The following is a 23,986-nucleotide window of genomic DNA, read 5'->3' on the forward strand; positions in this document are numbered from 1 at the left end:
CATGTCGATCTCTTTCGAGATCCGTCCCAGCGACCACCCCGTGCCGGCCGCGGAACGGCAGGCCGTGCTGGCCGCGCCGGGGTTCGGCGAGCATTTCACCGACCACATGGCCACGCTGCGCTGGACGACCGAGCAGGGCTGGCATGACGCCCGCGTGGAGCCGTACGCGCCGCTGAGCCTCGATCCGGCGACCGTGGTCTTCCACTACGCGCAGGAGTACTTCGAGGGGATGAAGGCGTACAGGCAGGACGGCGGGGCGATCGTGATGTTCCGGCCGAGGCGGAACGCCGCCCGGTTCAACCGGACGGCGCGCCGGCTGGCGGCGCCCGAGCTGCCCGAGGACGTCTTCATCAGGATGCTGGAGCTGCTGGTCACCCAGGAGCGGGACTGGGTGCCGTCGGGCGACGGCAACAGCCTCTACCTGCGCCCATTCGTGATCGCCACCCAGCGCGGTCTCGGCTTCACGCTGCCCTCGCGCAGTTATCTGCTGTGCGCCATCGCCTCGCCGGCGAGCTATCTCGGCGGAGGCACGCCGAGGCCGCTCACGGTGTGGTTGTCGGAGGACTACACGCGCGCCGCCCCCGGTGGCACCGGCGACGTCAAGGCGGCCTGCAATTACGCTCCCGCGCTCGCCGCCCAGCAATCGGCCGTGGCGCGGGGCTGCGACCAGGTGGTCTGGCTGGACGCCGCCGAGCACGTCTGGGTCGAGGAGATGGGCGGGATGAACCTGTTCTTCGTCTACGCCACCGAGGACGGCCGGCACCGGATCATGACGCCCGCGCTGACCGGGACGCTGCTGCCGGGGGTGACCCGCGACTCGCTGCTCCACCTCGCGCCCACGCTCGGCATCGACGTCGAGGAGGGCCGGATCTCGGTCGACCAGTGGCGCGCGCAGTGCGCGTCCGGCGAGCTCGTCGAGGTGTTCGCCTGCGGCACGGCGGCCACCGTGATCCCGGTCGGCGCGGTCAGGAGCACCTCGGGTGACTGGCTCGTCGGCGACGGCGGAGTGGGGCCGGTCACGCTCATGTTGCGCCAGAGCCTCATGGACATCCAGTACGGCCGCACCCCCGACCCTTTCGCCTGGATTCACAAGGTTTGTTGATATACGGGATCAATGTCCCCTGAAGGAGGGAATGGTGTTGTTACGCGGTGCTCGGGATGCTCAGTGCCATACGAAGGGAGCATTCACTTGCGACTGAGTCCGAGGACGGTGCGCCAGATCGACTCGCCGTTCGGCGAGGCACGCGAGTTGGAAAATCAGCGCCGCAGGGAACGTGACCTGCTCGACCTCTCCCAGGCGGCGCCGTGTTATCCGGCCGCTCCGGCCGTGGTCGAGCACATCGCCGCCATCGCGCGAGACCCCCACGGCGGGGACTACACCGACATCGCCGGGTTGCCGCACCTGCGCGAGGCATTCGCCGCCGACCTCTCCCGAAGTTATCTGAGCCACGTGCGCGCGGAGCAGATCGTCATCACGGCGGGCTGCAACCAGGCCTTCTGCCTCGTGGTGTCCGCGCTGGCGGAGGCGGGCGACGAGGTGGTGCTGGCGGTGCCGTACTACCCGAACCACGACATGTGGCTGCGCCTGAACGGCATACACCCGGTCTACCTGGAGCCCGGCCCGGATCTCCTGCCGAGCCCGGAGACGGCCGAGGCGCTGATCACCCCGCGGACCCGGGCGATCGTCCTGGTGACTCCGGGCAACCCCAGCGGGGTCACGGCCGGCCCCGAGGCGATCGAGCGCCTGGCGGAGGTGGCCAGGCGGCATGACCTGGCGCTGATCCTCGACGAGACCTACCGCTCCTTCCGCGACACCGCCGAACCGGCGCACCGGCTCCTGTCCGACCCCCAATGGGAGCAGACGGTGGTGAGCCTGCACAGTTTCTCGAAGGACTACGCCATTCCCGGCTACCGGGTGGGGGCGGTGGTCGCCTCGCCGCTGCTCAACCGCGAGGTGATGAAGCTGCTCGACTGCGTGGCGATCTGCGCGCCGCGCATCGGGCAGGAGGCCGCCTGGGCGGGCCTGACGCTGGCCCAGGAGTGGAAGCTCGCGCGGGCGCGCGAGATGGAGGAGAAGCGGCGGCGCTTCGCCGCCGTGATGGCGGAGCGGCCGGGCGGCTTCGAGCTGGTCTCCGCCGGAGGCTTTTACGGGTGGATACGCCATCCGTTCGCCGGGCGCCCCACCGAGGAGGTCGTCCGGGACCTGGCGATCACGTATGACACGCTCGTCATTCCCGGTACGGCATTTCTCCCTGAAGATGGTCGGATGCTGCGGGCAAGTTTTAGCAATGTGGATCAGGAATCGTTCACTGATTTCGCCGGTCGCCTGACTGCCGCGGGAATGTCGTACATGACCATACCTGCGAATTGATCACATTTACCTAGATCCCGAATTCATCCAGAAGCGCAGGCCGCGCGGGACCTTATCATCTCCCCCGCGGCGCTGCCTATAGGCCTTGTCGGGCCGGCTATAGGTCAACTCGGAGAATTACCGACCGGCGTGGAATCATCACTCGATGTGAAATTCGATAGGCACGCCGAGAGGTTGACATCGACGAGAAAACGGCTTAGAAAAGGCTGGTAAGGTGAAAAGCGAGTCAGAAGTATATTTCCTCGCTTGTAATGGAAAGCCATGATGATGCCCGGCCGGCGGGATGTACGGGGGCCCCGTGATCAGAATAGACGTCCTTATCAGTTCGCCAATCTTCCTCGCTGGGCTCGTCCAGGCTCTGACAAGTGCCGGTATTCAGGTGGTCGCGGAGAGGTCCTCTCCCGACGAAGAACCCTCCTGGATAGCGGACGCCGCGTTAATCGACGTGGACGCGCTGCCGCTCTCCGACAATCTCGCCTACATCAGGGAAGTCGCCAAGCGCACCGAAGTACTGGTTCTGAACGACGGGGACGACACCGACAGCTACCTGCACGCGGGAGCGTCGGGTGTCATCGGCAAGCGGGCGACGGCCGAGCGCGTGGTCTCGGCGGTGCGGGCCGTGGCGTCCGGCTCCCGCTTCGTTCCCGTCGAGTGTGAAGTACGGCCCATGCTCGAACGCCAGGAGGCGCCCGGTTACCACCTCTCCGAGCGGGAGGAACAGGTGCTCCGCCAGATCTCCAGGGGTCTGACGCACGGGCAGATCGCCACGCGCCTCGGCATCAGCCCCCACACGGTCGACACCTACGTCAAACGGATCAGGACCAAGCTCGGCGTGGGCAACAAGGCCGAGCTCACCCGCGCGGCCCTGCTGGGCCGTCTGGTCGGCAGCGAGAACGGATGAGCCGAGAACGGCCACGTGAAGAACCTCGCGGCGGCCCACGACAGCTCGGCGCTCCGGAAGTGAGCACCCCACACGGCCTGACGGGGAATCCCCCGTCAGGCCGCGTCAATGGTGACCGTGGTGACCACCAGCCCGCCCTGCACGGCGAAGCGCCCCGTGAGCTCCCGCAGCCGTTCACCGGCCACGAAAGGCCCCGGCACCAGCAGGCGAGCCGCGAAGGACGCCGTGGCCTCCTCGAGCACCACCTCCACGGCGTCGAAGTCGAGGAACGACCCGGCCAGCGGATACCACGCCTTGTACACCGACTCCTTCGCGCTGAACAGCACCCGGTCCCAGGCGATCCGCGGGTTGTCGCCGGCCAGCCTTTCGAGCCTGGCGCCCTCCGCCGGCGTGGCCACGAGCTTCAGCACCTCGGAAGGCAGCGGCCCATGCGGCTCGGCGTCGATGCCGAGCGCGAGCAGGTCGTCCGTTCGCGCCACCGCGGCGGCCCGGTAGCCGGCGCAGTGCGTGATGCTGCCCACCACCCCCTCCGGCCAGCGCGGCGCGCCACGCTCACCCTTGGGGATGCCGACCGGCGGCAACCCGAGCCGGACGAGGCCGGACCGGGCCAGGTGGCGCCCGGTCGCGAACTCCTGGCGGCGGCCGCGCAGCGCCCGCGTCACGCAGACCACCTCCTCCGGGTGCAGCGGCACCCCCGGCGCGTCGCCGTACGCCTCGGCCGCCGCCACGGCGGGCGGGAGCAGCCGCTCGATCACGACGGCTCGACGGGAAGGGGCAGCACCTGGCGCGGCCCGGTGCCGTCGGCCCCGCCCCGCCTGGACCACTCCCGCGGATAGCCCACGGAGACCTCGATGTGCGGCACGCCGTCGTGCCAGGTGGTCCTGCGGATGTGCAGGTGGCCGTAGACGACCGCGGCGGCGTTGAAGCGCAGGTGCCAGTCCGCGGTACGCCGCGTGCCGCACCACTGCGCGAACAGCGGGTGACGCAGGACCCGCGTGGGCTCGCGCACCAGCGGGAAGTGGTTCACCAGCACCGTGCGGACCCCGGGTCCGAGCTCGGCCAGGCGCTCCTCCATCTCCTTGACGCGCGCCTCGCACCAGGCTTCGCGGCTCACGTACGGGTCGGGGTGCAGCAGCAGCTCGTCCGTGCAGACGACACCGGACTCGTACGCCCGCGCGAGCGCCTCCTCCTTGGTCGTCGTCCCCTCGGGCAGGAAGCTGTAGTCGTACAGCAGGAACATGGGCACCACCGTCACCGGCCCGCCGGGCCCCGTCCAGACCGGGTAGGGATCCTCGGGGGTGACGACGCCCAGCCGGCGGCACATCTCGACCAGGCTCCGGTAACGGTCCTCGCCACGCGGGCCGTACACGTCGCCGGGCAGCGTCCACAGCTCGTGGTTGCCCGGCGTCCAGATCACCTTGGCGAACCTCTCGGTGAGCAGCCGAAGCGCCCACTCGATCTCGCCGGGCCGCTCCGCGACGTCCCCGGCCACGATCAGCCAGTCGCCCGGGGACCCGGGCTCCAGGTCGAGGAGCAGCCTGCGGTTGTCCCTGTGGCCGACGTGGAGGTCGCTGACCGCCAGGAGCCTGGGGCCGCTCACCGCGCCTCCGAGACCGGCACGCCTTCGAGCAGCGCCCGCCGTACGCTCGACAGCCCGGCCGTCAGCTCCGCGGTGGTGCCGCCGAAGCCCAGCCGCGCGTAGCCGGTGAAGGCGTCGCCGAAGCACTCGCCGGGCACCAGCAGCACCCTGTCCCGCTCGGCGAGCCGGCGGCACACGGCGGTGGCGTCGGGGTGGCCGGGGAACTCCACGAACGCGGTCACGCCGCCGTCGGGCGGGTTCACCCGCACCAGGTCCGGGAGCTCCGCCGCCCAGTCGCGCAGCAACCGCAGATTGCCGTGCGCGTGCTCGCGCTGCATCGCGACGATCCGGTCGGCGTTCCTGACCGCCTTCTCGGCGAAGAACTCCAGGACCGGTGAGACGTACAGCGCGATGTAGTCGCGCAGCACCGCCATCCGGGACAGCAGCTCGGGCGGCGCTAGGCACCAGCCGACCCGGAGTCCGGCCAGCCCGTAGCTCTTGGAGAACGTGCCGAACGTGATGCACCTGTCGTAGCGGCCGAAGGGCAGCGGGAGTGGGCCGGCCGTGTACGTCAGCTCGCCGAAGGCGTGGTCCCACACCAGCCAGGCGCCGGCCTCGGCGGCGATGTCGATCAGCTCCTGCTGTTGCTCGCGCGTGATGGAGACGCCGGTCGGGTTGTGCGGGAAGTTGACCACGATCATCTTCGGCCCGTTGGAAGCCAGCTTCCGCAGCAGCGGCAGGTCGGCGGAGAAGCCCTCCTGCGCGCGCAGCGGCCACGGGGTGATCCGGCAGCCCATCCCGGCGGCGATGTCGTACAACTGCTGGTAGGCGGGATCGACCACGATCACCTCGTCACCCGGCTCCAGCAGCGTGTGCATGACGATGTAGATCGCCTCGCTGGAGCCGTGGGTGACCATCACGCCGTCCACGTCGCCACCCGTCCACCGGTCGGCCAGCGCCGCCCGCAACGCGCCGCCGCCGAAGCATTCGCTGTCATGAAAGATCATCGAGCCGAGCTCGGACAGGTCGAACCCGCAGATCGTCCTCAGCTCGTCGATGGTCAGGTCACGCACGCCGCTGCTGCCGATGTCGTGGTCGACGTTGTGGTAGTAGAGGCGCATCCACTCTTCGAGTTTCGCGATCGCGAGCTTCATGAACGGTCATCCTTTACCGGTCGGTGCGAAGGTGAGGACGTGCTCTGCCGCCGCCTCGATGCTCTTCCTCCTCCAGCGCATGGGGGTGTCCTGTCCCGTACGCCAGAGCTCCAGCTGGTCGTCGAAGTGGGGATGGAAGGCGTGCCCGGAGGTGCCGGCCAGCAGAACCCAGCGCGACCCATCCGGATCGGACAGGTCGACGATCATTCGCATCGTGGGCACGAAGACGACGTCGTCGTACCCACCGGCGGCCGACCAGCTCGTGGAGTTGACCGCGTCGCCGCCGCCCGCGATCGGCACCGGGCCGCGGTTGAACAGCCACTCCACCGGCGCGATGCCGGACTGGCCCGGCCCGTAGCCCCGTAACGTCAGCGTGTGCAGGTCGCCCCAGCGCCAGGCGGCCGGGTCGGGGCCGAGCCGCGCGGTGAGCTCGGCGGTGGCCTCGTCCATGGCGGCGGCGAGGATGTCGGCCATCGACTCCCTCTTGCCGGTGCGCCGGTCGTCCCACCACGGCGACTCGGGCGACTTCAGCAGCCCGGCCACGACCTCCCACCAACGGTCGCCGTTGCCGGCCTTGCGGTCCTGCGGGAGTTCGTCGAAGGTCCGCGCGAGCAGGCTCCGCCAGGTCGCGTTGTAGAAGGCCGCCGCGGCCGAGTCGGCGCTCTGCTGGAAGTCCCAGCCCTTCAGCAGGTTCCGCGCCTTGGCGGTGGCGCCGTCGTTCAGGGGAACGGCCAGCAGCGCGGGCACCACGGCGGCGGCGCCGCCGTTGAGGTTGTCGGACTGCATCCGCCGCATGTCCGCCACGCCGATCTTCCCGCGCGCCGTGCGTTCGGCGATCAGGTCGAGGATGCGGCGGCCGCGGTACCCGTACGTCCAGTCGGTGGTGATGACGTGCTGGTAGGACGGCCCGGCCACCGCCTGGTTGGCGGTCACGATGACGCCGCCGGGCGGGTCGGACAGCGTCGGCAACTCGGCGAACGGGATGAAGCCCGTCCAGTCGTACGCGGGGTCCCAGCCCGGGACCGGCCAGGATCCGTCACCCTTGCCACGGACCGGGATGCGGCCCGGCGCCTGGTAGCCGATGTGGCCGTCCACGTCGGCGTAGACCAGGTTCTGCGCGGGCTCGTCGAAGAGCGCCGCCGCCGCCCGGAACTCCGTCCAGTTCGCCGCCTTGTTGATGCCGAAGAGCGCGTCCATCGTCCGGCCGGGCTCGGACGCCGTCCAGCGCAGCGCCACCGCGTACGGCTCCGCCGCCGCCGGCGCGGGCACCCCGGGCTCGCCGGTGTCCAGGCTGGGCAGCGGCCCCGGCGTCAAGCTCGGCAGCGGTCTGCCCGACGGGTCCAGAGGAGGCCGGGCCGCCACCCCGAGCATGTCCGCCCGCCGGTCCGACAGCAGGGGACCGTGCCGCGTGGCGCGCACGGTGATCGTCACCGGCTCGCCGCCCGCGACCTTGATGACCTCCTGCCGCGAGTCGAGCGCGCGCCACGCCTTGCCGTCGAAGTACCGCTCGCCTTCGACTTTCTCCAGGTACAGGTCGGACACGTCGGCGGGCAGGTTGGTCAGCCCCCAGGCGATCCGCTCGTTGCGTCCCGTGACCACGCCGGGCAGGCCGGGCATCGTGAAGCCCTGCACGTTGTACGCGCAGGAGCACCGGAGCCCGATCTGGTACCACGTCCCCGGCAACGACGCCGCCAGATGCGGGTCGTTGGCCAGCAGCGGCTTGCCCGACGCCGTCAGCGCGCCGCTCACCACCCAGGAGTTCGAGCCGATGCCCGCAGTGTCTCCGCCCGCGCGGAGCGGGAGCGAACGCAGCGCGTCGAGCGCGGGGGCCGCCTCCCGCCACACGCGAGCGGGGACCGGCCGGGACGGGGTGCCCGGCGTGTCCACGATGGGGCGATTTTTCGCGTACGGGTAGGGCGGGTAGAGCTGCTCGATCTGGCGCCTGCTCAGGCCCTGGGCCAGCAGCAGCGAGCGGTCGATCTCGGCGTCCATGTTGCCCAGCAGTTCCCACGCCAGCGCCTTCAGCCAGGCCAGGGAGTCCACCGGGTCCCACGGCTCCACCGTGTAGCCGGGGTTCTGCAGGCCGAGGACGGTGTACTCCAGGCTTTTCGCTCCGGAGGCCGCGGCGGCGCCGTTCGCGGCGATCCAGGCGTTGACGCCGTCGGCGTAGGCGCGCAGGTAGCTTCTCGCCTCGGGTGAGATCCGCTGCCATTCCCGCTCCGCGGTCCGCCGCCAGCCGAGCGTGCGCAGGAAGGCGTCGGTGCGCACGAGCGGAGGGCCCAGCAACTCCGCCAGGCGGCCCGAGGTCAGATGCCGCCGGTAGTCCATCTCCCAGAAGCGGTCCTGCGCGGTGACGTAGCCCTGGGCCTGGAAAAGGTCCGTGGCCGAGTCCGCATAGATCTGGGCGACGCCGTACGAGTCCCGGAAGACCTTCACCGGCGCGGTCAGGCCGGGCAAGGACAACGTTCCGTCGTACTGGGGGAAGCCACGCCGCACCGACCACACCGCCAGCCCGGACGCCACCAGCGCGAGCACCACGACCACGGCGCCCGCCCACCGCACCACCCTCCACAGCCGGCGGCGACGGCGCGGGACGGGGCGGCCGGGTTCCGGCAGATCGGGACGGGCGTCCGGCCGGGTCTCATCGGGGATCATACGCACCTGCCCGGAGAGCTCGTCATGCCTCGTCCACGAGCCGCGCCAGCTCGTCGACGGTCGAGGCCGCGAGCACGTCCACCAGCGACACCTCCACCGCGAACACCTCGCGGACCTGGGCGGCCAGCCGGGTCGCCACGATGGAGGAGCCGCCGAGCGCGAAGAAGTCGTCGTGGACTCCGACGTCGCCGACGCCGAGGAGCTCCTGGAAGATCTCCGCCAGGCGCCGCTCCACCGGCGTGCGCGGCGCCACGTGCGCGTCGGCCGGGCCGAGGTCCGCCTCCGGCGTCGGCAGCGCGCTCAGGTCGTAGTCGCCCTCCGGCGTCAGCGGCAGCGCGTCCAGCACGAACAGGTGGTCCGGGATCAAATAGCCGGGCAGCCTGCTGCTGAGGTGCTGCCGGATCCGGATCGTGCCGACCGCCGGGTCCGGGCCGGTGACGTAGCCGAGCAGCATCGTCCGGCCGTCCACGCCGACGTATCCGGTCACCACCGCGCCGCGCACGTCAGGAACGCGGCGCAGGGCGGCCAGGGTCTCGACGGTGTCCACCTGCGGGTCGGTGTGGTTCACCACGGTGTTTCCGGTCCCTTCCTCAGCGGAGCTTGCCGACGAACTCCAGCGTCCCGTCCGCCCAGCGGCGGCCCAGGTCGCTGGTGTGGTAGTCGCCGAAGCAGATCTCGGCGACCTCGCCGGTCGCGGCCGGCTGTCCCGACGGGTGCAGCAACCGCGCGGGCAGGTCGTCCAGCGGCACGCCGAGCGGCACCCGCAGCGGCGCCGCGTCGAGCTGCCAGTCGTGCGGCACCGCGTACGCGGCCAGCGGTCGCCCGTCGAGGCCCATCCGGTAGACCGCCACGTACTGACAGTCCGGCTGACAGTCCGGCGACAGCCCCCGCAGCGCGTCCAGGTCGTGGGAGATGAGCTCGCCCGAGTTGTCCACGAACACGCACCGCAGCCCCGGCAGCTCCGTCAGGTTCCCGCCGGCGGCGATGGTGCGCAGGAGCGGCGCGTCGATGTAGGCGACGCTGATGGAGTTCTCCTTCAGCCATGCCACGAGGCCGTCGAGGTCCCCGGTGAACGAGCGGTCCGGCACGACCAGCGTCGCTCCGGCGTGGAACGCGCTCGTCATCGCCGACACCAGATGGGCGGGGCTGCTCGACACCGCCGCGAACCGGTCGTCACCGCGGAGCCCGAACCGCTCGACCGCCCAGTCCCGCCGGTCCGCCGCGGCAAGGTCGCCAAGACCCTCGGCAGCGCCGCCGAGGTCGAGCGGGCCTTCACCCACGTCGAGCACCGCCGGACCCTGCGCGCCGGCCCCGTCCACGCTGAACGCCGCGCCCGCCCGCACGCAGGCGAGGACCGCCGCCACGAACGCCGCCGTGGGCCGCCTGACGATGCTGATCCGCTCCGCGTCGGGAAGCGCCCGCGCGATGTGCTCGGCCGCCGCGGCGAGCCATCCGTAGCTCCACTCGCCGTCCCGGTCCGCCACCGCGACCTGGTCAGAGGTACGGCCCTGCCGTGCCACTGCCAGGTGCGGCGCGGGAATCACCCGCTCGCCGGGCGTGACCTCGGCCGTCTCCTCCAGCGGATAGTCGAGGATCCCCTTGCCCGAATCGCGTACCACCGCGTTGAGCATCGTGCGCAGGTGCTCCAGCAGCGCGTCCATCATCGGCGCCTGGTACCGTTCGGCGTCGTACTCCAGCCGGAGCTGGAAGGCCCCGAACGCCTCCAGCGCGGTGAAGACCAGGTCGAAGCTGCTCAACAGCTCCGGCAGCGGCATCACCTCGAGGCCGACGTCGCCGATGCGCCGGATCGGCGGCAGGTCGAACACGTTCAGGACCACCTGGAAGATCGGCGTCCTGCGCGGGTCGCGGGGCACCTGCAGTTCCTTCACCAGCACGTCGAACGGCGTGTCCGAGTGCGTGTAGCCGTCCACCGACACCTGGCGGGCCCGCCGCAGCAGCTCGGTGAAGTCCGGGTCGCCCGACAGATCGAGGTGCAGCGGCATGGTGTTGATGAAGCAGCCGATCAGGTTCTCCAGCGCGACGTCGGTCCGCCCGCTCACGGAGGTCCCGATCACGATGTCGGACTGGCCGGACCAGCGCCGCAGCACCGTCGCCAGGCAGGCCAGCACCAGCATGAACGGCGTGACGCCGAGGCGGCGGCACAGCTCGTGCAGCGCGACCGTCTGCTCGTCGGTCATCTTCAGCATGCTGCGCCCGCCGCCGGCTCCGAGGTTCAGCGGCGCGTTCGGCATGGTGATCGCGGGCGGCGCTCCGGCCAGGTGGCCGCGCCAGTACTCGACCTTTTCCGCGAGCGCGTCCCCGGTCAGGCGTTCGCGCTGCCAGACGGCGAAGTCGCGGTACTGGACGGGGAGCTCGGGCAGGCCCGCCCGCGCCAGGTCCCCGCCCGACTCGTACAGTGCCAGCAGCTCCCGCCCGAACAGGCCGATCGACCAGTTGTCCGAGACGACGTGGTGCGAGGTGATGTTGAGCAGGTGCTCGGTGTCGCTCAGCCGGACCAGCGTGCACTTGAACAGCGGGCCCTCGGCCAGGTCGAAGGCGGCGCTGAACTGCTCGTCCAGCATGCGCTTGCCGAGCTCGAAGCCGTCCTCGGCGGCCGAGAGGTCCACCACGTCGAGCCGCCAGTCGCCCACCTCGCCGACCACGGGCACCGGCCGGCCGGCCACGACGGGGAACGTGGTGCGCAGCACCTCGTGACGCGCCACGATCGCGCGGATGCTGGCCTCCAGCACGTCCACCCGGAGCGGGCCGGCGAGACGGTAGCGGCCGCCGACGTGGTAGGCGGTCTTGGGCCGAAGCTGGTGTTCCAGCCACAGGCGTTCCTGGTCGAAGGAGAGCACCGGCTCGGCGTCCGGCGGCCGTGGCCGGACGATCCGGTCCGGGCTGGCGTCCGTGGCCGCCTGTGCCAGCAGCGCGATCGTCGGCTGCTCGAAGAAGTCGAGCGGCGACAGCCCGATCCCGTCCTCCTGGGCTCTGGCCACGACCTGGATGGCCTGGATGGAGTCGCCGCCGAGCTCGAAGAAGTTGTCGTAGATGCCGACCTTGTCCACGCCGACGACCGTGGCCACGATGTCGGCCAGCCTCCGCTGCAGCGGCGTGCTCGGCGCGACGTAGTCCTCGATCAGTTCGGGCCTGCCGCCGTCCGGCGCGGGCAGGCGCTTGCGGTCGAGCTTGCCGTTGGCGCTGAGGGGAAGCGCGTCGAGCTCCACGAGCGTCGAGGGCACCATGTAGGCGGGCAGTCCGCGTTCGAGGTAGCGGCGCAGCTCGGTGAGGGTCGGCGCGGCCTCCGCGCGTGCCGGGACGAAGTAGGCGATCAGGCGGCGGTCGCCGGGCACGGGCTCGTGGAGGGCCACGACGGACTCGCCGACCTGCGGATGCGCGCTGAGCACCGACTCGATCTCCGCGGGCTCCACCCGGAAGCCGCGGATCTTGATCTGCGTGTCGACGCGGGAGACGAACTCGAGGTTCCCGTCGGGGCGCCGGCGGACCAGGTCGCCGGTGCGGTAGAGGCGCTCGCCGGGATGCGCGGGGTCGGCGACGAAACGCTGCGCGGTCAGGCCGGGGCGGCCGAGGTAACCGCGGGCCAGGCTGACCCCGCCGATGTACAGCTCGCCGACGCCGCCCGTCGGCACCGGCGCGAGTCTGCTGTTGAGGATGCGCAGGTCGGCCGACGGGATCGGGGTGCCGATCGGCAGGTTCGGCCAGGCGAAGCTCTCGCCCGGGTCAAGGCGGAAGAAGGTCGAGCTGACCGTGGTCTCCGTCAGCCCGTAGACGTGCATCAGCGGCACGCCGAGCCGCGGCCACATGGCCAGCCGTTCGGGCAGGACCCGCTCCCCGCCGATGATCACCAGGCGCAGGCAACTCGGGAGCATCCGGCCCAGCCGGTCGAGTTCGCGTACCCACTCGTGCCAGTACGCGGTCGGCAGCTCCATCACGGTGAGCCGTTCGCGTTCGACGAGATCCACCAGGTCGGCCTCGCCGCTGATCAGGTGCTGGGTCGGGATGACCACCGCGCCGCCGGCCAGCCAGATCGGGAACAGCTCCTCCACCAGCACGTCGAAGCTCGGCGAGGCGAACTGCAGGAACCTGTCGCCGGCGCCGAGCCCGAGGCGCTCCATGATGTCGCGGGCGAACGTCACCAGCGAGCCGTGGTCGATCATGGCGCCCTTGGGCCGCCCGGTCGAGCCCGAGGTGTAGACGACGTAGGCCAGCGAGGCGAGGTCCGGCGGGTCATCCAGGTCGTGGTCGGCGTGTTCGCCGGTCGCGGGGCCGTCGAGGAGGACGGTTGCGGCGGGCGGGTCGGTCACGAGCGGCGCGAGCCGTACCTGTGTGATCAGGACCTTCGCACCCGCGTCGGCGAGCATGAAGGAGATGCGCTCGGGCGGGTACGACGGGTCGACGGGGACATAGACGCCACCGGCCTTGAGCACGCCGAGGATCGCCACGGCCAGCTCGGGGGAACGCTCCACCAGGATGGCGACGGGAGTCTCCCGGCCCACTCCCCTGGCCCGCAACTCCCGCGCCAGCCGGTTGGCGGCCCGGTTGAGGTCGCCGTAGCTGGTCGCGGCCCCGTCGCAGACGACGGCGGGCGCGTTCGGCGCGAGCGTGACCCGGCGCTGGAACAACTCGACGAAGCCGGCGTCCGAGGTCTGCGGCCGGACGGGTGCCACCGGGGCGGCGATCAGCGTCAGCTGCCGCACCGCCGCGTCGGGCACGGCGACGAGCTGCCGCAGGATCTCCTCGAACTGCCCGGCCAGCAGGACGATGGTCTCCCTGTCGAACAGCTCGGTCATGTAGTGCCACTGGAGCTGCAGCGACTCGGGACTCGGGATGGCCGACAGGGTGAGGTCGACCGACACCAGCCCGAGGTCGATCGGCTCCGGCTTGATCCGCAGGTCGGGAACCTCCAGGGTCTCGCCGGGCACGGTGAGGACGTTGATCCACAACCGGCTCAGCGAGGTCTGCGACGCCTCCCGGCCCAGGTCCAGCAGCTCGATCACGCGCTCGAAAGGCACGTCCTGGTGGTCCATGGCGACGGCCATGGACTCGCGTGCCCTCCGGACGACCTCGCGCAGCGTGAGCTCGCCGGTCAGCCGCACGCGCAGCGGGAGCGGGTTGGCGAAGCAGCCGATGACCTGCTCGGTCTCCAGCCGGTTGCGGCCGGACACCAGTGAGCCGACGACCAGGTCGTCCTGTTCGAGGTAGTGGTGGAGGAGGATGGAGCACCCTGCCAGCAGGATGGAGACCAGGGGCGCGTTCTCGCGTTCGCTGAACGCGCCGAGCGCGGCGGTGAGCTCCGCCGGCAGGTTCACGATGTGGACGTCGCCGGCGAACGACGGCCGCGCCGGGTACGGCCGGTCGGCGGGCAGCTCGGGCGGCGTCTCGATGCCGTCGAGCGTCCGCCGCCAGTGCTCCAGCTCGGCGGCCACCCTCTGGTCGTCGAACTGCTCGCGTTGCCAGGCGGCGAAGTCGCCGAACTGGATGTCGGGGGCGGGCAGCGTGCCGCCGCCGTTCTTGCTCAAGCCGTACAGGGTGACGAGCTCGCGCACGATGATCGACAACGACCACGCGTCCGAGGCGGCGTGGTCGGTGGTGAACAGCACGACGTGCAGGTCCTCGGCCAGGCGCAGCAGCGTGACCCGCAACCGGTGCGGGTCGCGGGGGTCGAAGGGACGCATGATCTCGGCCTTGCAGTGCCGCCGCACCGCCGCGCGCTGGTCCTGGGGTGCGACGTGCGTCAGGTCCACCACGGGAGTGGGCACGGGACCGGTGGGATGGACGACCTGCACAGGCGTGCCGTCATCCTGGAGCTCCACCGTGGAGCGCAGCACCTCGTGACGCTCGACGACCTCCGTCAGCACGCCGCCGAGCAGGCCGAGGTCGAGCCTGCCCTCGATGCGGAAGGCGCTGTTGATGTTGTTGGCCGACCGGAGCCGCTCGATGGCCCATTCCCGCTGCTGCGCGATGCCCAGTGGGGTGGGGAGGGATCGATCGCGTGGCCGGATCCGCTCCTCGCGGGCGGGCTCGCGGGTCGCCAGCAGGTCCGCGACCCGTGACTCCAACTTCGCCCTCTGCTCCGGTGAGAGAGCTGCGATCCGGCTTTGCAGGTCGGTCATGAGGTCTCCCCATCCGCGCGTTCCCGCGCAAGAGCCATTGCCGGTGGATCGGGCTCGTCTTTCCCCGCCGCCTTCTTCGCGCCGCCGGTGGGCCGGTCGGGCAGGGCACGCAGGTCAGGCTGCCGGTAGGCGACCAGCGCCGTCACGATCACGGCCAGGCCGCAGAACAGGATGAGCAGGGCGGTCCCCCGGCCCGGTCCCACCCCGAAGAACGTCCCCACCGAGCCGGTGAGCGGCCCGCCGTTCCGCAGAAGCGGCTCGAAGACCTGGTCGGCCAGCGGGCCGGCGAGAGCGAAGGCCACACACTGGACGGTGTTGGCGACCATGTTGAACAAGGCGAACACCCGGCCCTGGATGTCCGGCTCGACCTCGACCTGGAGGATGCCCCTGGCCGTGCCGTCGACGATCGTGGAGAACAGCGAGTAGCCGAAGGCCGCGATCATGATCAGGACGACGCTGGGCCGTATCACTCCCAGGCACATGAACCCGCCGATCGGCAGCGTGAGGCCGGCCAGCGCGTGGATGCGGCGGCGCGGCCCGCCCCAGGCGGCCAGCACCAGGCTGCCCACCACGGCGCCGACTCCCGCGGCCGCCAGCACCACGCCGAGTGCTTCGGCGGAGGAGTAGGAGAGGACCACCGGCGTGATCAGCACGTCGGCGGGGGCGACCGCGACGCCGACCGTGCCGTACAGGACGACGAGCGCCAGCAGGCCGCGACGGGCCGACAGGTAACGCCAGCCCTGCCGGATCTCGGCGCCGAGGCCGTCCCCGCCCGGAGAGCCCCCTTCGGACCTGCGCCGGTGCGGGATGGAGACGAGCAGCACGGCCAGCATGTTGACGACGAAGGAGGCGCAGTCGATCAGGAGGACGCCGCCGAGCCCGACGCCCATCAGCAGCACGCCGCCCGCGGCGAAGCCCAGCGTGCCGCCGAGGGCCTGGGCCAGGAGCACCATCCCGTTCGCGCGGCCGACCTGCTCCTTCGGCACGAGCAGGATGACGATGGAGTTCATGGTCGGCGCCGTCAGCGCGCGCAGGAGCGACTGGATGCCGACGACGATGAAGATGTGCCACGGCTGGAGCGTCCCGCTCAGGAACAACGCCGCCAGCGCGAAGATCGTGACCGCGGACAGCGCGTTGCTCACCCCCAGGATGCCGCGCCGGCTCCAGCGGTCCACGAGCGCTCCGGCGACCGGCGTCGCGAGGATGCCCGGCAGGAAGCTCACGACGATGATCAGCCCGTACTGGGTGGCCGAGCCCGTCCGCTGGAACACCCACACACCGAGCGCGAGGCTGGTGAGCGAGGAGCCGAGCACCGAGACCAGATAACCCACCCAGAGTGTGGTGAACCTACGCATGAGCGATCGCTCCGTCCGCCGTCGATGGCCGTCGCACGCGCCCATGCTCGTGGATCCGGCAGCCGCCATCACCTCCCCACTTCAGGGGACACACCCGTCGCTTTCCGGCGCGCGTAACCGGTGGCCAACCGCCGCCGCCTACCCTCGCCGCCATGGCGACAGCGCTCATCGACCTCGACGATCTCGACCTGTTCGTGTCCGGCGATCCGTACGCCGCCTGGGCGTGGCTGCGCGAGCACGCGCCGGTCTACTGGAACGCCACCCCCGACGGCGGCTACTGGGCCCTGACCACGTACGCGGACGTGAGCGAGGTCTACCGGGACCCCGTGGCGTTCTCCTCCAAGGACGGCACCGTGCTCGGCGGCTCGTTCCGCAGCGCGACCGACACCGCGACCGGGCAGATGCTCATCTGCTCCGACCCGCCCGAGCACCGGCTGCTGCGCCACCACGTGCACAAGGCGTTCGACAAGCGGATGATGCACGCGGCCGCCGAGCACGTGCGCGCGTACCTCACCGACGCGCTCGACCGCCTCACCGCCGACGGCGGCGGCGACTTCGCCACCGACGTCGCCCCCACGCTGCCCGCCGGTCTCCTCGCCGCGATGTTCGGGATCGGCCGCGCCGACGCGCTCCACCTTCTCCACCTCACCCGCACGATGATCGGCTTCCGCGACGAGGAGTACGTCAGGGACAGCGGCGAGGCCCTGACCCTGGTCGGCGCCCAGGTGGAGATCTTCGACTTCCTCACCGAACTGCTCGACCGGCGCCGGGCCGAGCCCGGCGAGGACCTGGTCAGCATCCTGCTCGCCGCCGAGACGAACGGGCGCGGCCTGACCGAGAGCCAGATCCTCTACAACGCGCTCAACGTGGCCGTCGGCGGCAACGAGACCACCCCGTTCACCGCCTCGGCGATCGTCGAGACGCTGATCGGCCACCCGGAGGAGGAACGCCGCCTGCACGACGACCCGAGCCTGGTCCGCACGGCGGTGGACGAGTTCTTCCGGTGGACCTCGACCAACGCCTACGTGCGCAGGACCGCCACGAAGGACGTGACCCTGCGCGGGATCCGGATACCGGCCGGGCAGTCGCTGACGTTGTGGAACTCCTCCGCCAATCGCGACGAGAGCGCCTTCCCCCACGCCGACCGGCTCGACCTCGGCCGCACCCCCAACCACCACCTGGCCTTCGGCGTCGCCAACCACCGCTGCGTGGGCATGTCCGCGGCCTGGATGGAGATCACGCTGCTGGTGGAGGAACTGGTACGGCGCCGCCTGCGCTTCACGCCGAGCGGAAAGATCGAACGGCTGGCCTCGAACTTCATGCTCGGCATCAAACATCTGCCGGTCGAGGTGGCGGCCTAGGCGGTCGAGCGCAGCAGCGAGGTGTGGCCGTCCGGCTGCAGCTCGTGCTGCCACAGCTGGGGATCGATGGCCCGCCCGGTGAACGCGCCGTGCGCCGCGCGGGCGTAGAGCCGCCGGGTGGCCAGATCCGGAGCCGTCTGCAGGTGCCGGCGCAGCCGTACGTCGCACAGCCGGTACCAGCGCTGCACCTGCTCGAGCTGCCCGAGATGGCCGTGGACCAGCATCAGCGCCCGGAAGGCCTCCTCGTGGAACGGCTCCACCTCCAGCATCCGCTGGCACCACCTGATGACGCCGACGTGGTCGCCGCGCAGGATGTTCGTCTCCGCCAGGTAGGTCAGGCCGCACAGCAGCCTGCTGCGCAGCCACTCCCGCTGCGCCACCGCCCACTCATACGGTTCGTCCGGCAGGAAGTCGCCCGCGTACAACCCGTCGGCCCGCAGGTAGAGCGCCGCCGCCTCCGCCCGGCCGCCGCGCCGTTGCGCCGCGTGCGCCTCGTCGGCCAGGCGGATGAAGAGCTCGAAGTCCAGCGGCACGCCGGCCGCCTCCAGGAGGTAGCCGGACTCGCGGGTGAGCAGGCGCAGCCCCGGGCCGCCCTCCGGCTGCCCGTCCAGGACCTTCCTGAGCATGTGCGCGGCGACCTTGAGCGAGCTGGAGCCCTTGGGCCACGGGCCGTCCGGCCACAACGCGTCGTACAGCACGTCGCGCGAGACGATCCGCCCCTGCCGCAGAAGGAGGAACTGCAGCAGGTTGCGGGCCTTGCCCGCCTTCCACCGTCCCACCGGGCGGCCGTCGAACGCCAGCTCGAACGTGCCGAACGTGCGGACAGAGATGCGTTCTTCCACGTCTTCTCCCCGTCTCTCCGGGGACTCGAAGCTACCCGCGGGTGCGGCGGCCGGTGATGTCACATGAAGAAGGGATGCCTGGGAAACGGGGCCGCGGTTCATCCTGTGCGTATGCCATCCGTACCGCAATCGCCCGTCAGCCCGGCACAGACCGACGGTCAGGAGCGGGACGGTCATCCCAGCCGCGCAGCCCGGCCCCCTCGGCGGCGGCTCGGTGGCCGCATCGCCCTCGGCGTGCTCGCGATCGCCGTCACGATATTCGTGAGCCTGTCCATTCCGCGGTACCTCGCCTTCAACCCGAAGGTGGGCAGGATCTCGCCGGACGAACAGCCCTGGTTCTTCCCCGTGCTCATGACGCACATACTCGGCGCCACGGTGGCCATGGTCGGCTGTGTCTTCCAGGTGTGGCCGTGGCTGCGCCGCAGACACCCCCGCGTGCACCGCGTCGTCGGCCGGGCCTACGTCGTCGCCGGCGTGTGGCCTGCCGCGACGGCCGCGGTGGTGATCTCGGTGCTGTGGGGGTTCGGCCCGGTCAGCGCGCTGAGCGACATCGTGCTGGCGTCGTTGTGGTTCACCGTCACGACCTTCGGCTTCGTGAACGCCCGGCGGGGCCGCTACGCCGAACACCGCCGGTGGATGTTGCGCAGCTTCACCCTCACCATCTCGATCATCTTCAACCGGCTCCTCGGCTTCCCGATCGGGATGATCCTCGCCAACCAGCTCGACACGACGTTCGGCGGCGACAAGCACGCCCTGGAACAGGCGGTCTCGGCGAGCGTCACCTGGCTGCCATGGACGCTCGCCTTCATCTTCATCGAGTGGTGGCTGGACCGTGAACAGCGCCACACCGTACGGGAGACGGCATGAGCGAGCTCGACTGCGTGGTGATCGGCTACAACGAGGGCGACTTCGACGACTACCGGGTCATGTGCGAGCGGGCCGGTCCCGGCACGCCGGAATACCAGATCATGCGCGCCGAGCACCTGGTGGTCGACGATGCGGCGATGCCGTGGCTGGACGCGTTCAGCCGGCTCAGGAACCGCGGCACCGGCCGGGCCGACAGATACCACGTCGGCGAGGTGTTCAACCTGGCGGCGCTCTACCTGACCAGCTACCTGCGCAGGCGCGGCCTGCGCGCCGAGCCCGTCTCGCTGTTCACCGGCGAGCGCGACCGGCTGGCGGCGCTGCTGGCGGAACGGCCCGCCGTCGTCGCCATCACGACCACCTTCTACGTCAACATCCTGCCGGTCGGCCCGGTCGTCGAGTACATCCGCCAGATGTCGCCGACCAGCCACATCGTGGTCGGCGGCCCGCTCATCGACAACCTGTGCCAGTCCGGCGTGAACGGCGCCGTCCAGGACTTCTTCTTCGCCATGGGCGCCGACTCCTACATCCAGGAATCGCAGGGTGAGCACAGCCTGGGCCAGCTCTGCCAGGCCGTACGCGCCGGCGGCGACCTGTCCGGCGTGGACAACCTGATCCACTGCCCCGAGGACACCTGGGTGCGCACCAGGCGCCGCCCGGAGGCCAACGATCTGGACGAATGCTCGATCGACTGGGCCGGCTTCAGCCCGGACCTCATCGGCCCGACCGCGCAGCTCCGCACCGCGCGCAGTTGCGCGTTCAAGTGCAGCTTCTGCGACTACCCGACGCGCGCCGGGGCGCTCACCACGGCCTCGGTGGAGACGGTGCGCAAGGAGCTTCGCGCGCTGGCCGAGCTCGGCGTCCGCAACGTGGTCTTCGTGGACGACACGTTCAACGTGCCGCCGAAGCGGTTCAAGCAGCTCTGCCAGATGATGATCGACGAGGATCTCGGCCTGCGGTGGTACTCCTACTTCCGCTGCTCCAACGCCCGCGACGAGGAGTCGTTCGACCTGGCCGCCGCCAGCGGCTGCTCCGGCGTCTTCCTGGGCATCGAGTCCGGCGACAGCGATGTGCTGGCCAACATGCACAAGCTCGCGCAGGACAGCCAGTACCGCGCCGGCATCGCCAGGCTCAAGGAACGTGGCGTGACCACCTTCGCCTCGATCATCGTCGGATTCCCCGGCGAGACCGAGAAGACCGTCGGCAACACCATCGACTTCCTCAACGAGACCGCCCCCGACCTGTGGCGGGCACAGGCCTGGTGGGCCAACCCCCGCTCGCCGATCTACCAGCAGAAGGAACTGCTGGGCATCGAGGGAGAGGGCTACAAGTGGTCGCACTTCAGCATGACCTCCTCGCAGGCCGCCGACCTCACCGACGAGATGCTCGACCGCGTCACCGAGTCGGTGTGGCTGCCCTTGTACGACTTCGACTTCTGGTCGCTGCCCTACCTGGACGGCAAGGGCGTGAGCGTGCGGGAGCTCATGGGACTCCTGCGGACGAGCCAGGAACTCATGGGAGTGCGCGACCGGGGCGGCGACCCGGAGCTCCTGGCCGCCCTGGAGCGGCGATTCGCCGAAAGCGTGGCCGTGCTGGACGTGGCGCGGGCCAAGTTCAGCTACTGACGCCCGGGAGAACCGCATGACCTTGCCCGCGCCTGCCGACACGACCGACCCGGCGGCCCCGGGCCCGCGTACGGTGGTCAGCCGATTCGAGCAGACGGCCGCCGCCTGCCCGGACCGCCCGGCGATCGTCCACCGAGGCGGAGTGCTGACCTACGGAGAGCTCGCCGCGCGCAGCGCCGCGATCGCGGCCGGGCTGATCAGGCGCGGCATCGGCGCCGAGTCTCTGGTCGGGCTGCTGCTGCCGCGCGGGATCGACCTCGCGGCCGCCCTGCTCGGCACGTTGCGCGCCGGAGGCGCCTACCTGCCGCTGGATCCGGCGCTGCCCATCGACCGGCTGCGCTACATGTGCCGGCAGGCGGGCGCGGAGCTGGTCCTGTCCGATCCCGTCACCCGCCGCCGCGTCTCGCCCGCCCTCGGCAGGCAGGTCCTGACGGTGGACACCTGTGCTCGCGTCGCCGCCGGAGCAATCCCGGGCCGCGCCCCGATCCTGCCCGGAGACCGGGCCTACGTCATCTACACCTCGGGCTCGACCGGGCGGCCGAAAGGCGTCGAGGTCACGCATGGGTCGCTGGCCGCGCTCGTGGACAAGCTGGCGCACGCCGTCGGGCCGGGGCCGGCCAGGATCGGGTGGAACGCCAGCCCGTCGTTCGACGCCTCCGTACAGCAGTGGTCGCGGTTGTGCCGGGGCGACACCGTCGTCCTCGTGGACGACCAGGTGCGCGGCGACCCGCAGGCGCTGGCGGCGCTCATCGCCGAGGAGCGGCTGGACGAGCTCGACATCACGCCGTCCCACCTGGTGTCGCTGCTCGACCACCTGACCGGACGCGCCGAGGGGCCGCCCCTGCGGCTGCTCGTCGGCGGGGAGGCCGTCGCGCCCGCGTTGTGGAGCCGGTTGGCGGACCGGCGGGCCGCCGGGGTCCTGGCGCCGGTCAACCTGTACGGCCCGACCGAATGCACGGTCGACGCCACGTGGGCGCCGATCGACCACACGTCCGGGCCGCACCTGGGCGAGCCCCTGCCCGGGGTCCGCATCCACCTGCTCGACGAGAAGCTGAGGCCGGTCGGCCCCGGCGTCGACGGGGAGATCTACGTGGCCGGCGACGGCGTGTCCCGCGGCTACGCCGGCGCTCCGGCGCTGACCGCGCAGCGGTTCGTCCCCGACGTGATCGCAGGGGACGGCACGCGCATGTACCGGACCGGTGACCGGGCGCGGATCGGCCCCGACGGGCGGCTGGAGTTCGTCGGCCGCGTGGACGACCAGGTGAAGCTGCGCGGGTACCGGATCGAGCTGGGTGAGGTGGAGGCGGTGCTGAGCCGCTGCCCGGGCGTGGTCCAGGCGGTCGCGATGGTCCGCGACGACATGCCGGGCGGCGCGGGTCTCGTCGGCTACTGCAGGCTCGAGCGCGCGGGCTCGTTCGACGCCGATCTGGTACGGCGCGAGGCCGCCGTTTACCTGCCCGAGTACATGCTGCCTGCCGTACTCGTCGGGCTTGATCGTTTCCCGCTGACCGGCAGCGGCAAGGTGGACCGCGGCGCGCTGCCGCCCCCGGTGCGGCAGGAGAGCTCCGCCGAGGCGGCGCCGATGAGCCCGACCGAGCGGCTCGTGGCCGACGCGTGGCGCGATGTGCTGGAGATCGAGCGCGTCGGCGTGGACGACAACTTCTTCGAGCTCGGCGGCCAGTCGCTGCTGGCCATCCGGCTGGTCGCGCACCTGCGCCGCAAAGGCGTCCCGGCGATCCCGATGGTGACGGTCTTCCAACACCCCGTCCTGGGCGACCTCGCCGCCTACCTGGACTCCTACCTGAACCTCTAACTGGATGAGGTGAGCCTGACCGGCAGGTTGCAGGTGCCGCCGAGGAAGTTGGAATAGACGCGCCGGGGGGTGCCGGTCACCTCGATCTCGCCGACCAGGTCACGAAGGGCGGCCAGGGTCGCCGCGAGCTGGATGCGGCCCAGCCGCGCGCCCAGGCAGAAGTGCGGCCCGTAGGCGAAGGTCAGATGCCGGTTCGGCGTGCGGTCCAGGAGGAACCGCTCGGAACGGGCGAACTCCCGCTCGTCGAAGTTGGCCGAAGCCAGCCACACCGTGACGATGTCGCCCGCCTCGACCCGGCCGCCACCGAGGTCCGCCGGTTCCGCCGCCAGCCGGCCGAGATGCCGCGACGGCGTCGTCCAGCGCAGCACCTCCTCGACGGCGCTGTCCAGCCCAACCTCACCCGCGCGCAGCGCCCGCCACTGATCCTGGTTCTCGGCCAGCGCGAGGACCGCGCCGGTCATCGCCAGCCGGGTCGTCTCGTCGCCGCCCAGGATGAGGCTGTAGCAGTTGAAGACGATCTCGTCGGTGCCGAGCGGCCGCCCCTTGACGCGGGCGTTGGCCAGGATGCTGACCAGGTCATCGGCGTCGCCGCCGCGTCGCTCCTCCGCGAGCTCGATGAAGTAGGCGAGGATCTCGTTCTTGGAGTTCCAGCCGTCGGCCGAGGTGTGGGCGGGGCCGTGCGAGCTGACCGAGGTGGAGCCGAGCCGGTGGATGTAGGCGCGGTCGGAGTCGGGCACGGCGAGCGTGTCGCAGATCGTGGCCAGCGGCACCTGGGCGGCCACGTCGTCGCCGAAGTCGCAGTCCTCGCGCTCCAGCGCGTTCGCCACGAGCCGCCGCACCTGATCCTCGATCCGCCGCGCCAGCCGGTCGAACACGGCCGGGGTCAGCGCGCCGGTGATGATGCGGCGTACCTCTGTGTGGCGGGGGCCGTCGGTCACCGCGAGCATCTTGCCCGTGGCCGAGTCGCCGCCCACGAGCAGGGTCTCCAGCACGTTGCCCGACGTCGAGGTGAACCGCCGGCCGTCGCGGAAGACGCTGACGGCGTCCGCGTGCCGGGTGACGACCCAGAAGCCCGGGTTGCCGCCCATCGGCGGATGCCAGTAGAGCGGGTGCTCCGACCGCAGGCGCCGCCACACCGCCGACAGGTCACCCTCGGCATGGATCGTCGGTGAGGTCAGGTCCAGGGACTCCACCTGGTCCGGGTCGAGTACGGGCAGCACCTGGGACACCTCCGGTTCGCACGTGCTCCCGACTATGCCCCGGCGTGGTTAGCCGCCGGTTACGCCTCTCCCGCGTAACCGGCGGCTAACCCCTCCCGGCTAGCGTCAGTCG

The 23,986-nt window shown here is 71.1% G+C and carries 16 protein-coding genes; 7 read left to right on the plus strand and 9 right to left on the minus strand.

All coding sequences use genetic code 11. The features are described from left to right. Nucleotide 1: 1 nt before the first annotated feature. The 3 genes from AB0L65_RS47935 (at nucleotide 2) to AB0L65_RS47945 (ending at nucleotide 3,272) form a co-directional block, all read left to right on the plus strand. Nucleotides 2-1,102, plus strand: a complete 1,101-nt coding sequence (locus AB0L65_RS47935; protein ID WP_364260778.1) for a branched-chain amino acid aminotransferase — start codon at nucleotides 2-4, stop codon at nucleotides 1,100-1,102. Nucleotides 1,103-1,189: 87 nt separating this feature from the next. Further along, nucleotides 1,190-2,371, plus strand: a complete 1,182-nt coding sequence (locus tag AB0L65_RS47940) for an aminotransferase (RefSeq protein WP_364260780.1) — start codon at nucleotides 1,190-1,192, stop codon at nucleotides 2,369-2,371. A 445-nt stretch (nucleotides 2,372-2,816) separates the two neighbouring features. Further along, on the plus strand, nucleotides 2,817-3,272 hold the full coding sequence (locus AB0L65_RS47945; protein ID WP_364260783.1) for a response regulator transcription factor: 456 nt from the start codon (nucleotides 2,817-2,819) through the stop codon (nucleotides 3,270-3,272). 95 nt (nucleotides 3,273-3,367) lie between these two features. On the opposite strand, the gene AB0L65_RS47950 is transcribed toward AB0L65_RS47945, so the two are convergent. The 7 genes from AB0L65_RS47950 to AB0L65_RS47980 are packed head-to-tail and all read right to left on the minus strand — an operon-like array spanning nucleotide 3,368 to nucleotide 16,149. Then, nucleotides 3,368-4,027, minus strand: coding sequence for a 4'-phosphopantetheinyl transferase superfamily protein (locus tag AB0L65_RS47950; RefSeq protein ID WP_364260786.1), 660 nt, complete (start codon nucleotides 4,025-4,027; stop codon nucleotides 3,368-3,370). Continuing rightward, complete coding sequence (locus AB0L65_RS47955; RefSeq protein WP_364260789.1) at nucleotides 4,024-4,872, minus strand: metallophosphoesterase; 849 nt, start codon at nucleotides 4,870-4,872, stop codon at nucleotides 4,024-4,026. Before AB0L65_RS47955 ends, AB0L65_RS47950 begins: the two co-directional genes overlap by 4 nt. Then, nucleotides 4,869-6,005, minus strand: a complete 1,137-nt coding sequence (gene vioD / locus AB0L65_RS47960) for a capreomycidine synthase (protein ID WP_364260792.1) — start codon at nucleotides 6,003-6,005, stop codon at nucleotides 4,869-4,871. The genes AB0L65_RS47955 and vioD overlap by 4 nt, the downstream gene beginning before the upstream one ends. Nucleotides 6,006-6,011: 6 nt before the next feature. Next, complete coding sequence (locus AB0L65_RS47965) at nucleotides 6,012-8,660, minus strand: penicillin acylase family protein (protein ID WP_364260794.1); 2,649 nt, start codon at nucleotides 8,658-8,660, stop codon at nucleotides 6,012-6,014. A 22-nt stretch (nucleotides 8,661-8,682) separates the two neighbouring features. Next, nucleotides 8,683-9,231: a phosphopantetheine-binding protein gene (locus AB0L65_RS47970; RefSeq protein ID WP_355205791.1), complete on the minus strand. Its 549-nt coding sequence runs from the start codon at nucleotides 9,229-9,231 to the stop codon at nucleotides 8,683-8,685. Nucleotides 9,232-9,250: 19 nt separating this feature from the next. Beyond that, nucleotides 9,251-14,794, minus strand: coding sequence for an amino acid adenylation domain-containing protein (locus AB0L65_RS47975; protein ID WP_364260797.1), 5,544 nt, complete (start codon nucleotides 14,792-14,794; stop codon nucleotides 9,251-9,253). Then, the gene (locus AB0L65_RS47980) at nucleotides 14,791-16,149 is read right to left on the minus strand and encodes an MFS transporter (protein WP_364260800.1); all 1,359 of its coding nucleotides are present in this window, start codon (nucleotides 16,147-16,149) and stop codon (nucleotides 14,791-14,793) included. Before AB0L65_RS47980 ends, AB0L65_RS47975 begins: the two co-directional genes overlap by 4 nt. A 152-nt stretch (nucleotides 16,150-16,301) precedes the next feature. Between AB0L65_RS47980 and AB0L65_RS47985 the strand changes: the two genes are divergently transcribed. Continuing rightward, nucleotides 16,302-17,510, plus strand: coding sequence for a cytochrome P450 (locus tag AB0L65_RS47985; RefSeq protein ID WP_364260803.1), 1,209 nt, complete (start codon nucleotides 16,302-16,304; stop codon nucleotides 17,508-17,510). Here the strand turns inward: AB0L65_RS47985 and AB0L65_RS47990 are convergent. Next, entirely contained in the window at nucleotides 17,507-18,352 is an 846-nt protein-coding gene (locus AB0L65_RS47990) for a BTAD domain-containing putative transcriptional regulator (protein WP_364260806.1), read from the minus strand. The two genes, AB0L65_RS47985 and AB0L65_RS47990, sit on opposite strands and share 4 nt — an antisense overlap. 111 nt (nucleotides 18,353-18,463) lie before the next feature. Between AB0L65_RS47990 and AB0L65_RS47995 the strand changes: the two genes are divergently transcribed. From AB0L65_RS47995 to AB0L65_RS48005, 3 genes are read left to right on the plus strand one after another with little or no spacing between them, the layout of a single operon-like run. Further along, nucleotides 18,464-19,219, plus strand: a complete 756-nt coding sequence (locus AB0L65_RS47995) for a DUF2306 domain-containing protein (protein ID WP_364260809.1) — start codon at nucleotides 18,464-18,466, stop codon at nucleotides 19,217-19,219. Beyond that, nucleotides 19,216-20,841, plus strand: coding sequence for a PhpK family radical SAM P-methyltransferase (locus AB0L65_RS48000; RefSeq protein ID WP_364260812.1), 1,626 nt, complete (start codon nucleotides 19,216-19,218; stop codon nucleotides 20,839-20,841). The genes AB0L65_RS47995 and AB0L65_RS48000 overlap by 4 nt, the downstream gene beginning before the upstream one ends. Nucleotides 20,842-20,857: 16 nt before the next feature. Then, nucleotides 20,858-22,654: a non-ribosomal peptide synthetase gene (locus AB0L65_RS48005; RefSeq protein WP_364260815.1), complete on the plus strand. Its 1,797-nt coding sequence runs from the start codon at nucleotides 20,858-20,860 to the stop codon at nucleotides 22,652-22,654. Here the strand turns inward: AB0L65_RS48005 and AB0L65_RS48010 are convergent. After that, entirely contained in the window at nucleotides 22,651-23,874 is a 1,224-nt protein-coding gene (locus AB0L65_RS48010; RefSeq protein ID WP_364260818.1) for a cytochrome P450, read from the minus strand. The two genes, AB0L65_RS48005 and AB0L65_RS48010, sit on opposite strands and share 4 nt — an antisense overlap. Nucleotides 23,875-23,986: the final 112 nt, after the last annotated feature.

Origin of the sequence: Nonomuraea sp. NPDC052116 (assembly GCF_040680035.1) — a bacterium.
Lineage (GTDB): Bacteria > Actinomycetota > Actinomycetes > Streptosporangiales > Streptosporangiaceae > Nonomuraea > Nonomuraea angiospora_A.

Coding starts and splice junctions, on each gene's coding strand:
- AB0L65_RS47935 (WP_364260778.1), top strand. CDS start 2: ATGTCGATCTCTTTCGAGATCCGTCCCAGCGACCACCCCGTGCCGGCC.
- vioD (WP_364260792.1), bottom strand. CDS start 6,005: ATGAAGCTCGCGATCGCGAAACTCGAAGAGTGGATGCGCCTCTACTAC.
- AB0L65_RS47965 (WP_364260794.1), bottom strand. CDS start 8,660: ATGATCCCCGATGAGACCCGGCCGGACGCCCGTCCCGATCTGCCGGAA.
- AB0L65_RS47975 (WP_364260797.1), bottom strand. CDS start 14,794: ATGACCGACCTGCAAAGCCGGATCGCAGCTCTCTCACCGGAGCAGAGG.
- AB0L65_RS47980 (WP_364260800.1), bottom strand. CDS start 16,149: ATGCGTAGGTTCACCACACTCTGGGTGGGTTATCTGGTCTCGGTGCTC.
- AB0L65_RS47985 (WP_364260803.1), top strand. CDS start 16,302: ATGGCGACAGCGCTCATCGACCTCGACGATCTCGACCTGTTCGTGTCC.
- AB0L65_RS47995 (WP_364260809.1), top strand. CDS start 18,464: ATGCCATCCGTACCGCAATCGCCCGTCAGCCCGGCACAGACCGACGGT.
- AB0L65_RS48000 (WP_364260812.1), top strand. CDS start 19,216: ATGAGCGAGCTCGACTGCGTGGTGATCGGCTACAACGAGGGCGACTTC.
- AB0L65_RS48005 (WP_364260815.1), top strand. CDS start 20,858: ATGACCTTGCCCGCGCCTGCCGACACGACCGACCCGGCGGCCCCGGGC.